The 10,201-nt window shown below is 74.0% G+C and carries 8 protein-coding genes; 4 read left to right on the top strand and 4 right to left on the bottom strand.

Annotation, left to right across the window (positions count from 1 at the left end; all coding sequences use genetic code 11):
• Window positions 1-248: 248 nt before the first annotated feature.
• The 3 genes from ACFW6P_RS04445 to ACFW6P_RS04435 form a co-directional block, all read right to left on the bottom strand.
• Window positions 249-929: a gamma-glutamyl-gamma-aminobutyrate hydrolase family protein gene (locus tag ACFW6P_RS04445; protein ID WP_386358280.1), complete on the bottom strand. Its 681-nt coding sequence runs from the start codon at window positions 927-929 to the stop codon at window positions 249-251.
• 37 nt (window positions 930-966) lie between these two features.
• A complete protein-coding gene (gene eat, locus ACFW6P_RS04440; RefSeq protein ID WP_386358240.1) occupies window positions 967-2,412 on the bottom strand; it encodes an ethanolamine permease in 1,446 nt (481 codons plus the stop codon).
• 154 nt (window positions 2,413-2,566) lie between these two features.
• On the bottom strand, window positions 2,567-3,304 hold the full coding sequence (locus ACFW6P_RS04435; protein WP_386358238.1) for a FadR/GntR family transcriptional regulator: 738 nt from the start codon (window positions 3,302-3,304) through the stop codon (window positions 2,567-2,569).
• Window positions 3,305-3,387: 83 nt separating this feature from the next.
• Here ACFW6P_RS04435 and ACFW6P_RS04430 point away from each other — a divergent pair, with 83 nt between their 5' ends.
• The 4 genes from ACFW6P_RS04430 to ACFW6P_RS04415 are packed head-to-tail and all read left to right on the top strand — an operon-like array spanning window position 3,388 to window position 7,902.
• Window positions 3,388-4,752: a glutamine synthetase family protein gene (locus tag ACFW6P_RS04430; RefSeq protein WP_386358237.1), complete on the top strand. Its 1,365-nt coding sequence runs from the start codon at window positions 3,388-3,390 to the stop codon at window positions 4,750-4,752.
• An 8-nt stretch (window positions 4,753-4,760) separates the two neighbouring features.
• On the top strand, window positions 4,761-6,134 hold the full coding sequence (locus ACFW6P_RS04425) for an aldehyde dehydrogenase family protein (RefSeq protein WP_386358235.1): 1,374 nt from the start codon (window positions 4,761-4,763) through the stop codon (window positions 6,132-6,134).
• Window positions 6,131-6,916 (top strand): 3-oxoacyl-ACP reductase, encoded by a 786-nt coding sequence (locus tag ACFW6P_RS04420; protein WP_386422912.1) that lies wholly within the window; start codon window positions 6,131-6,133, stop codon window positions 6,914-6,916. The genes ACFW6P_RS04425 and ACFW6P_RS04420 overlap by 4 nt, the downstream gene beginning before the upstream one ends.
• 47 nt (window positions 6,917-6,963) lie before the next feature.
• Window positions 6,964-7,902 carry a DUF2510 domain-containing protein gene (locus ACFW6P_RS04415; protein WP_386358278.1) on the top strand — a complete coding sequence of 313 codons (939 nt, stop codon included), beginning with the start codon at window positions 6,964-6,966 and terminating at the stop codon, window positions 7,900-7,902.
• Here ACFW6P_RS04415 and ACFW6P_RS04410 read toward each other — a convergent pair.
• The gene (locus tag ACFW6P_RS04410; RefSeq protein WP_386358231.1) at window positions 7,872-9,074 is read right to left on the bottom strand and encodes an amino acid deaminase/aldolase; all 1,203 of its coding nucleotides are present in this window, start codon (window positions 9,072-9,074) and stop codon (window positions 7,872-7,874) included. The two genes, ACFW6P_RS04415 and ACFW6P_RS04410, sit on opposite strands and share 31 nt — an antisense overlap.
• Window positions 9,075-10,201: the final 1,127 nt, after the last annotated feature.

The following is a 10,201-nucleotide window of genomic DNA, read 5'->3' as shown; positions in this document are numbered from 1 at the left end:
GTCATGCCGCGGCCCTCCGGGGTCGGCGCGGTGTTGGTGCTGCTTCCACCAGCGCCTGCCGGGTCCGCGGTGCCATGGGCGCTGGGTCTCGTCCGCGGGGGTGGTCGCCGGGCAGTCATGCCGCGGCCCTCCGGGGTCGGCGCGGTGTTGGTGCTGCTTCCACCAGCGCCTGCCGGGTCCGCGGTGCCATGGGCGCTGGGTCTCGTCCGCGGTGCCGCCGCCGGACAGCCACGCCACCGTCCTCGGCGTCAGCGCGGTGCTGCCGCCGCCTCCACCAGCGCCCGCGTCACCCGCACGTCGTCCCCCATCTCCGGGTGCCACTGCACCCCCAGGACCCACGCCCCGGGGGACGGCAGTTCCACCGCCTCGATCGTGCCGTCGCCCGCGTACGCCGACGGCACCAGGTCCTCGCCGAGGCGGTCCACGGCCTGGTGGTGGTACGTCGGGACGAACGTCTCCTCCGGCACGATCCCGCCGTACAGGCTGCCCGGCACCGGCTTGACCGCATGGCCGCCGAACACGCCCACGACCTCCGCGTGCCCGTCGATGTGCTGCACGAGCGTCCCGCCGAGGGCGACGTTCAGCAGTTGCATGCCACGGCAGATGCCGAGCAGCGGGAGGCCCGCCGCCAGGGCCGCGTCGATCAGCGCCAGCTCCCACGCGTCCCGCTCCGGTGCGGGCGGGCCCGTCCTGGGCTCGCGCTCCGCGCCGTAGCGGACCGGGTCCACGTCCGGTCCGCCCGCGACGACCAGCCCGTCCAGCCGGGCCACGGCCTCGGCCGCGTGCGCCGGGTCGTCCGGCGGCAGCATCGCGGCCAGACCGCCCGCTCGCTGGATCAGCCGGGGGTAGCCGACGGGCAGCAGCGCGGCCTCCAGTTCCCACACGCCCCAGCGCGCACCGGACTCCAGGTAGGTGCTGACCCCGATCAACGGCCTGCTCACGGAAACTCCCTCGTCACTCGACGCCTCAGTCCCTGGCCAACTCTGCCTCGGCCGCCGCCAGCGCCGCGAACTCCTCCTCCGGAGCCTTCGCGACCAGGCGCTTGCGGCTGTACAGGCCGAAATAGGCGACCGCCACGGCGTACACCAGCAGCGCGATGAAGGCCGCCGTCACGTCCACCAGGAACGTCGCGACCAGCGCCGAGCAGGCCAGCACCAGCGCGACCGAGGAGGTCAGCACCCCGCCCGGCGTCCGGTACGGCCGCGGCAGCCCGGGCTCGCGGCGGCGCAGCACGATGTGGGACAGGGACATCAGCGCGTAGGAGATGGTGGCGCCGAAGACGGCGATGTTCAGCATGCGGGCGCCGTTACCCGAGAGCGCCGCCAGCAGGAAGCCGATCGTGCCGGGCACCAGCAGGCCCAGATAGGGGGCCTTGCGACTGCTGGTCAGGGAGAGGAAGCGGGGCAGGTAGCCGGCGCGGGAGAGGGCGAACAGCTGGCGCGAGCCCGCGTAGATCAGCGAGAAGAAGGAGGCCACCAGGCCGGCCAGGCCCGCGTAGTTGACGATCCGGCTCAGGGTCGTCGCCTCGCCGTCCGGCTGGAGCGCCTCGACCAGCGGGTTGCCCGCCCCCTGGATGGCGGCGGAGCCCCGGGCGCCGGCCGCCGCGAAGAACGTGACCACGGCCAGTACCACCAGGATTCCCATCGACCAGCGGATCGCCTTCGGCAGCGTACGGGCCGGGTCCCTGGTCTCCTCGGCGGCCAGCGGCACGCCCTCGACGCCCAGGAAGAACCACATGCCGAACGGGAACGCCGCCCAGATGCCCAGCAGGCCGAAGGGCAGCCAGGAACTCGCCCCGGCGGCCGAGGCGTCGACCGGGATGTCGTCGAGCGCGCCGAAGGAGAAGTCCGGCAGGGCCGCCAGCGCGAACACGATCAGCGCCGCGACCGCGATGCCCGTCACGACGAAGCTGAAGCGCAGCGCCTCGCCCACGCCCCACAGGTGGATGCCCAGGAAGATCACGAAGCAGGCCAGGTACACCGGCCAGCCCGACTCCAGACCGAACAGGCCGAGGGACTCGACGTAGTCGCCGATGAAGATGACGATCGCGGCGGGCGCGAGGACGTACTCGATGAGGATCGCCGTGCCGGTCATGAAGCCGCCCCACGGGCCGAGGGCGCGCCGGGCGAAGCCGTAGCCGCCGCCCGCGGTGGGGAGGATCGAGGACAGCTCGGCGAGCGCGAACACCATGCACACGTACATCGCGCCCATGAGGACCATGGCGATCGCCAGGCCTCCGAAGCCGCCCTCGGCCAGGCCGAAGTTCCAGCCCGAGTAGTCGCCGGAGACGACGTAGGCGACGCCGAGTCCGGTCAGCAGCACCCAGCCGGCGCTGCCGCGGCGCAGCGCCCTGCGCTCCAGATAGTCGTCGCCCCCGGGGGCGACGGGTGTGACGGTGGGTTCCTGGGACATGGGCAGACTCCCGACGGGGCGGCGGCGGTCACGAGGGGCGAGCGGACTCCGGCTGAATGGAATGGAGCCATACCTTTGCGGTGTGGGTGGAGGGAGCGCAAGACCCGTGCGTCGATCGCCCGTGAATCCTCACCGCGCCACGACACCGCCCGGCTCAGCCCAGGAACCCCCGCAGCAGCGCGGCCGTGCCCCCGCAGTGCTCGCGCGCGATCTCCCGCGCCTGGTCGGCGTCCCCCTCGATCACGGCCTCCACCAGGGCGGTGTGCTGCCGCTGGGAGTGCTCCAGGTTGCGCACCAGCAGCGGGATGCAGTCGAGCAGGTCGTTGAGGGTGGCGCGCACGGCCGCGTACTGGGCGGTGAGCGTCGGGGTGCCGGACAGCTCGGCGAGCGTGAGGTGCAGCAGCGTGTCCAGGCGCCGGTAGTCGGCGAGCGGGGCGTCGTGCGTGCGGTCCAGGGCCTCACGGAGCCGCCGTACCTGCTTCTCCTCCAGCCCGTGCGCCGCGCACAGCCCGGCCGCGCCGACCTCCAGCACCTCCCGGAAGCGCAGCACGTCCTCTATGTCGACCTCGGCGATCCGCCGCCGCAGCTCGTCCTCGCCGCCGGCGTCCGCGCGCGGCAGCACGAACGTGCCGCCGTACCGGCCGCGCCGCGACTCGACGAGACCCTGGTCCGTCAGCACCTTCAGCACCTCGCGCAGCGTCACCCGGCTGATCCCCAGCCGCTCCGCCAGGTCCCGCTCGGCCGGCAGCCGCTCGCCCCCCGGCACCAGACCGAGCCGCAGGACCTGCAGGATCTGCTCCAGGGCCTCCTCGAAGCCGTTGCCCGCGCGCACCGGCCGCAGCACCGGCGTCAGCCCGTCCCGCGCGGCGTCCCCACCGACTTCCTCCGGCATCCGGCCGCACCCCCTTCCCAATCAATGGTCCTCCGCAATACCTTATGGCTCCCGGCGGACCAAGGAGCCAAGGAGGCCCTCCCGTGGCAGACCGCACACCCCCGCTGAGCGTCGAGGAACTGCACGCCCTCGTCGCCGGCGGTGAGATCGACACTGTCGTCCTGGCCTTCCCCGACATGCAAGGGCGGCTGCAGGGCAAGCGGTTCGCCGCGCGCTTCTTCCTCGACGAGGTGCTGGAGCACGGCACCGAGGGCTGCAACTACCTGCTGGCCGTCGACACCGAGATGAACACCGTCGACGGCTACGCGATGTCCTCCTGGGACCGCGGCTACGGCGACTTCGCCATGCACCCCGACCTGGCCACCCTGCGCCGCGTCCCCTGGAACGAGGGCACGGCCATGGTCCTCTCCGACCTCGCCTGGGAGGACGGCTCCCCGGTAGCCGCCGCCCCCCGCCAGATCCTGCGCCGCCAGCTGGAGCGACTGGCCGAGCTCGGCCACACCGCCCAGGTCGGCACGGAGCTGGAGTTCATCGTCTTCAAGGACACCTACGAACAGGCCTGGGACGCCGACTACCGGGGCCTGACCCCGGCCAACCAGTACAACGTCGACTACTCCGTCCTCGGCACCGGCCGCGTCGAGCCCCTGCTGCGCCGCATCCGCAACGAGATGGCCGCCGCTGGCCTCACCGTGGAGTCCGCCAAGGGCGAGTGCAACCCCGGCCAGCACGAGATCGTCTTCCGCTACGACGAGGCCCTGGTCACCTGCGACCAGCACGCCGTCTACAAGACCGGCGCCAAGGAGATCGCCGCCCAGGACGGCATGTCGCTCACCTTCATGGCCAAGTACAACGAGCGCGAGGGCAACTCCTGCCACATCCACCTCTCCCTCGCCGACGCCGACGGCACCAACGCCATGGCCGGGGACGGCGAGGGCGGCATGTCCGAGGTCATGCGCCACTTCCTCGCCGGCCAGCTCGCCGCCCTGCGCGACTTCTCCCTGCTCTACGCCCCCCACATCAACTCCTACAAGCGCTTCCAGCCCGGCTCCTTCGCCCCGACCGCCGTCGCCTGGGGCCGCGACAACCGCACCTGCGCGCTGCGCGTGGTCGGCCACGGCCGCTCCCTGCGCTTCGAGAACCGCCTGCCCGGCGGCGACGTCAACCCCTACCTCGCCGTGGCCGCACTGGTCGCCGCCGGACTGCACGGCGTCGAGCAGAAGCTGGAGCTGCCCGAGCCCTGCGCCGGCAACGCCTACACCGCCGGGTACGCCCACGTCCCCACCACCCTGCGCGAGGCCGCCGAGCTCTGGGAGAACAGCCCCCTCGCGAAGGCCGCCTTCGGCGACGAGGTCGTCGCGCACTACCGCAACATGGCGCGCGTCGAACTGGACGCCTTCGACGCCGCGGTGACCGACTGGGAGCTGCGCCGCTCCTTCGAACGCATGTGAGGTCCTTCGTGTCTTCCGAGCACCTTCTGGACGTGCTGAACCCCGCGACCGAGGAGGTCGTCGCCGCCGTCGCCGGGGCCACCCCGGCCGACGTCGACGCCGCCGTCACCCGTGCCACCGCGGCCCAGCGGACCTGGGCCGCCCTCACACCCGGCGACCGCGCCCGGCTGCTGCGCCGCTTCGCGGCCACCGTCGACGCGCACCTGGAGGAGCTCGCCGCCCTGGAGGTCCGCGAGGCCGGCCACCTCGTCGGCAACGCCCGCTGGGAGGCCGGCAACGTCCGCGACCTGCTCGACTACGCTGCCGGGGGAGTGGAGCGGCTCACCGGCCGGCAGATCCCGGTGCCCGGCGGCCTGAACGTCACGATCCTCGAACCGCTCGGCGTCGTCGGCGTGATCGCCCCCTGGAACTTCCCCATGCCGATCGCCGCCTGGGGCACCGCCCCCGCCCTCGCGGCCGGCAACGCCGTCCTCCTCAAGCCCGCCGAGAACACCCCGCTCACCGCCCTGCGCCTGGCCGAACTCGCCCTGGACGCCGGGCTCCCCGAGCACCTCTTCCAGGTCCTGCCGGGACGCGGCGACATCACCGGCGACGCCCTCGTCCGCCACCCCGGCGTCGCCAAGATCGTCTTCACCGGATCCACCCGCACCGGCACGCGCGTGGCCGCGCTCGGCGCCGAGCAGGTCAAGCCGGTCACCCTCGAACTCGGCGGCAAGAGCCCCAACATCGTCTTCGCCGACGCCGACCTGAAGACGGCCGTCGACCCCTTCTCCTTCCTCGACAACTCCGGCCAGGACTGCTGCGCCCGCACCCGCGTCCTCGTCCAGGAATCCGTGTACGACGAGGTCAGCGCCCTGCTCGCCGACGCCCTCGCCGCCGTGGTGGTGGGCGACCCGGCCGACGAGAAGACCCAGATGGGCCCGCTCATCTCCCGGCAGCAGCTCGACCGCGTCCGTGGCTTCGTGCCCGAGGACGCCCCGGCCCTGCGCGGCAGCGCCCCCGAGGGACCCGGCTTCTGGTTCCCGCCGACCGTCCTCACCGGGCAGCGGCCCGACTCGCCGGCGGCCTGCGAGGAGATCTTCGGCCCCGTCGCCGTCCTGCTGCCCTTCCGCGACGAGCAGGACGCGATCCGCCTCGCCAACGACACCCCCTACGGCCTCTCCGGCTCCATCTGGACCCGGGACGTCGGCCGCGCCCTGCGCGTCTCCCAGGCCGTGCGCGCCGGCAACCTGTCCGTCAACTCCCACGCCAGCGTCCGCTACTGGACCCCGTTCGGCGGCTACAAGCAGTCCGGCGTCGGCCGCGAACTCGGCCCCGACGCCCTGGCCGCCTTCACCGAAACCAAGAACGTCTTCATCAGCACGGAGGGCCCCGCACAGTGACCGCTCAGGAAAGCATCTGCCGCCGTCTCGTCGGCCGCACCGCCGTCGTCACCGGAGCAGGCAGCGGCATCGGCCTCGCCACCGCCCGCCGGCTCGCCTCAGAGGGGGCGCACGTCGTCTGCGGCGACGTGGACGAGGCCCGCGGCAAGGCCGCCGCCGAGGAGACCGGCGGCACCTTCGTGAAGGTCGACGTGACCGACCCCGAGGACGTCGAAGCCCTCTTCCGGACCGCCTACGAGACGTACGGCAGCGTCGACATCGCCTTCAACAACGCCGGCATCTCCCCGCCCGACGACGACTCCATCCTGGAAACGGGCCTGGAGGCCTGGAAGCGCGTCCAGGAGGTCAACCTCACCTCCGTCTACCTGTGCTGCAAGGCCACCCTCCCCTACATGCGGCGCCAGGGCAAGGGCTCGATCATCAACACGGCCTCCTTCGTGGCCAGGATGGGCGCGGCCACGTCCCAGATCTCCTACACGGCTTCCAAGGGGGGCGTGCTGGCCATGTCCCGGGAACTGGGCGTGCAGTTCGCCCGCGAGGGCATCCGCGTGAACGCCCTGTGCCCCGGCCCGGTCAACACCCCGCTGCTCCAGGAGCTGTTCGCCAAGGACCCGGAGCGCGCCGCGCGCCGCCTGGTGCACATCCCGCTGGGCCGGTTCGCCGAGGCCGAGGAGATCGCCGCCGCCGTGGCCTTCCTCGCCAGCGACGACTCCTCCTTCGTCAACGCCACCGACTTCCTCGTCGACGGCGGCATCGCGGGGGCGTACGTCACACCCCTGTAAGGCGCGTCCGCGGCGCCGGCGTCCCGTCCTACAGTGCCGGGATGAGCATGACGCCCCCGCCCGGCTGGTATCCCGACCCGCACGCCCCGCGCCGGCAGCGCTGGTGGGACGGCGCGGCCTGGACCGACCACCGCCGCGCATCCGAGGCCCCCGCCGTCCCGCCACCGGGCCGTGGCACCGGCCGCACGAAGGCCGTCGCCCTGACCGCGGCCGGTGCCGTCCTGGCCGGCGCGATCGTCACGGCAGCCGTCGTGCTCGGAGGGGGCGACGGCGGTGGCACGGAGACGAGGACGGCGCCCTCGGGACCCTCGGCGCCCCCGTCCACCTCCTCCTCCGCTCCCGCGACCTCACCGGCCCCGGCCGCCGAAGACCCGGCCGTCGTCGAGGACCAGCTCAACGCCATCACGTTCCCGCTGGTCGACGGCTGGGTCCGCCCCCGCGACGTCGCCCAGGACGACGTCGTCATGACGACCGACGGCACCTACGACTGCCCCGGCGGCGTGGACCTGTGCCGCCACGGCATGGTCTTCTCCCGCACGGTCACCGAGAACGACGAGACGTCCCCCAAGGCCCTCGCCGAGGCCGACATCTCCGAGGCGGCCGACGAGGCCTTCGACCGCGACGCGCTCGGCCGCGAGCTCTACGGCGGCCTGGAGTCCCACCAGGTCGTGAAGTCCGGGCCGGTCGCGGTGGCGGGCCGTGCCGGATACCTGGTGCGCTGGCGCGTGCGGACCGCCGCGGGCCCGGGCGGCTACGTCCAGTCGCTGGTCTTCGCCTCCAGTGTCGGCACCCAGTCACCGGTCCTTGTCCGGTACGTCTTCGACGCGGGCGAGGACGGCCCGCCGCTCGCCGACATGGACCGCATCACCCAGGGCATCCGCCCGTTCGGCGACGCGGACACGGGCGGATGCCCTGGGCAGCGGCATCGGCCGGTCCCGCTGAGCCCACGCGCCGACTACAGGAACGCGTGGCCCTCGCCGCGGTAGGTCGGCACGCTCGCCGTCACGGCGTCCCCCTCGATCAGGTGCAGCACGTCGAACCGCTCGCACAGCTCACCGGCCTTGGCGTGCCGGAACCACACCTTGTCGCCGATCAGCAGATCGTCGGCGGGCGACCCGAGCAGCGGCGTCTGCACCTCACCGGCGCCCTCCTGCGGGTCGTAGCACAGCCCCTCGGGCAGATACGGCACGGGCGAGCGGTCCGCTCCGGCGGCCCCGGACGCGGGATACCCGCCGCCGAGCACGGTCACGACCCCGACCCCCGGCCGCCGCACGACGGGCTGGGCGAACAGGGCCGCCGGACGGCCGCTGAACGACGTGTAGTTGTCGAACAGGCGCGGCACGTACAGCCCCGACCCCGCGCCGATCTCGGTGACGGCCTCCTCGGCGGCCGTGTGCTGCACGGACCCGGTGCCCCCGCCGTTGACGAACCGCAGTTCCGGCACCACGGCCCGCACCGCGCGCACCACCTCCGCACGCCGCGCGGCCAGTTCACGCCGGGCGGCGGCCTGCATCAGCCGGACGGCCCGGGACCGCAGCGGCCGCCCCGCCACCTTGTCCCCGACCCCGGCGACATGCCCCTCGTACGCCATGATCCCCACGACCTCGAAACCGGGCCGCCGGGCCACGGCCCGCGCCACGTCGGCGACCTCGGCGGGGGAGTGCAGCGGCGACCGCCGCGCCCCGACACGCACGCGCCCGCCGAGCAGCCGCAGGGACGTGTCCAACTCCAGGCACACCCGCACCACTTCGCGCCCTCCGTCGCGGGAGGCGTCGATCAGGTCCAGCTGCGCGACGTCGTCGACCATGACGGTCACGGCGGCCGCGAGCTCGGGATCACCGGCCAGTTCGGCGAACGCGGCGCGGTCGGTGGACGGATAGGCCAGCAGGACGTCGTCGAACCCGGAGCGGGCCAGCCACAGCGATTCGGCGAGCGTGAACGACATGATCCCCGCGAAGCCGTCCCGGCCCAGGACCCGTTCCAGCAGCGCCCGGCAGCGCACGGACTTGCTGGCGACACGGATCGGCTTGCCCCCGGCCCGGCGGACCAGATCGGCGGCGTTGGCGTCGAAGGCGTCCAGGTCCACGATCGCGACAGGGGCGTCGAGACGGGCGGTGGCCCTGTCGTAACGGGCCCGGTCGGCGGCGCGCGCAGTCATGAGCGCAGCCTGCCAGACGGGATTACCGCAGGGTAGGGGGATGTTCCGGGCAGATGCCCCGGGGTCGCGGACTGGTTCCCGTTCGCCCAGGAACAAGCCGTAGAGTGACGCGCACGTACGGCGGAACGTCGCCGGCCGGTGATCCGCGCCGGGATGACGCTCCGTCCGTAAGGGTAGGTGTGCCCGGGACGAGCCCGTGCCGGGCCACGGGCAGGACGACACCGGCCCGCGCACGAAGTGGCCCGGGCCGAGGAAGCGGGGGGTGCATGAGCACGGAAGCACGACGTGCCTCCTTCCCCCCGCGCCCCGCGGCCCCACCGCGCCCGCCGTCCCCGCCCCGCCCCTCACACCCCCCGGCCGCCCCGGACCGGCAGGACAACCCGGCGGACTCCCCCGGACCGGCCGGGGACGACACCGCGCGGCCCTCGGACGACCTCCCCCGCCCCCCTTCCGCGAACGGCCCCGCCCGTCCGGGCACGGGAGCCACGGCCGGTCCGGCCCCGGGTTCCGTGCGGCCGTCCCCGTCTCGGGGAAGCGGGCGGACCGGAAGCGACGGGATGCCGGTGGGCGATCCCGCGGGGCGGCGCGCACCGACAGCGGCGGAGACGACGCAGGGGACCGGCCGCTCCGGAGCCGGTGCCGCGAGCGCGGGCCCGGCACCACGGACGTCCTCGGCGCCCGGCGCGACCCCGGCCGGACCGGCCGGACCGGCCGGTCCGTACTCGACCGGATCCGAGGGTGGTGGCGGTCAAGGCACGGCAGCCGAGCGCGGCCCCGAGACACCCTCGGGCACTACCGGTGACACCACCCGGACCTCCCGCTTCCCGAGCTTCGGAACCTCCGCTGCCCAACCCCCCGAGGCCCCCGGCCCGCACCCGCCGCGCGCCTCCGCCCGCTTCCCGGACGCCCTGCCCACCGCAGGCCGCGAGCCCGGCGAAGCACCGGCGTCCCCCGACACCCCCCGGCATGCGCCCGCCGCACCCGCAACCCCCGGGCACGCCCCGGCCACGACACCCCAACACACGAACACCCGGACGTCCGACGGCCCGTTCCGCCTCCCGGCGCCGGGCCATCGCCCGGACGACCGCGCCACGGCGTCGCCGAACACGTCGCCGGACCGGCGGGGC

Source organism: Streptomyces sp. NPDC058741, from assembly GCF_042746715.1.
Taxonomy (GTDB): Bacteria; Actinomycetota; Actinomycetes; order Streptomycetales; family Streptomycetaceae; genus Streptomyces.
This window is presented reverse-complemented; position numbering and strand designations above follow the sequence as displayed.

Bases quoted from the DNA above. Each gene is read 5' to 3' on its own strand.
- ACFW6P_RS04415 (WP_386358278.1), top strand. From the start codon at position 6,964: ATGACGCCCCCGCCCGGCTGGTATCCCGACCCGCACGCCCCGCGCCGG.
- ACFW6P_RS04435 (WP_386358238.1), bottom strand. From the start codon at position 3,304: ATGCCGGAGGAAGTCGGTGGGGACGCCGCGCGGGACGGGCTGACGCCG.
- eat (WP_386358240.1), bottom strand. From the start codon at position 2,412: ATGTCCCAGGAACCCACCGTCACACCCGTCGCCCCCGGGGGCGACGAC.
- ACFW6P_RS04410 (WP_386358231.1), bottom strand. From the start codon at position 9,074: ATGACTGCGCGCGCCGCCGACCGGGCCCGTTACGACAGGGCCACCGCC.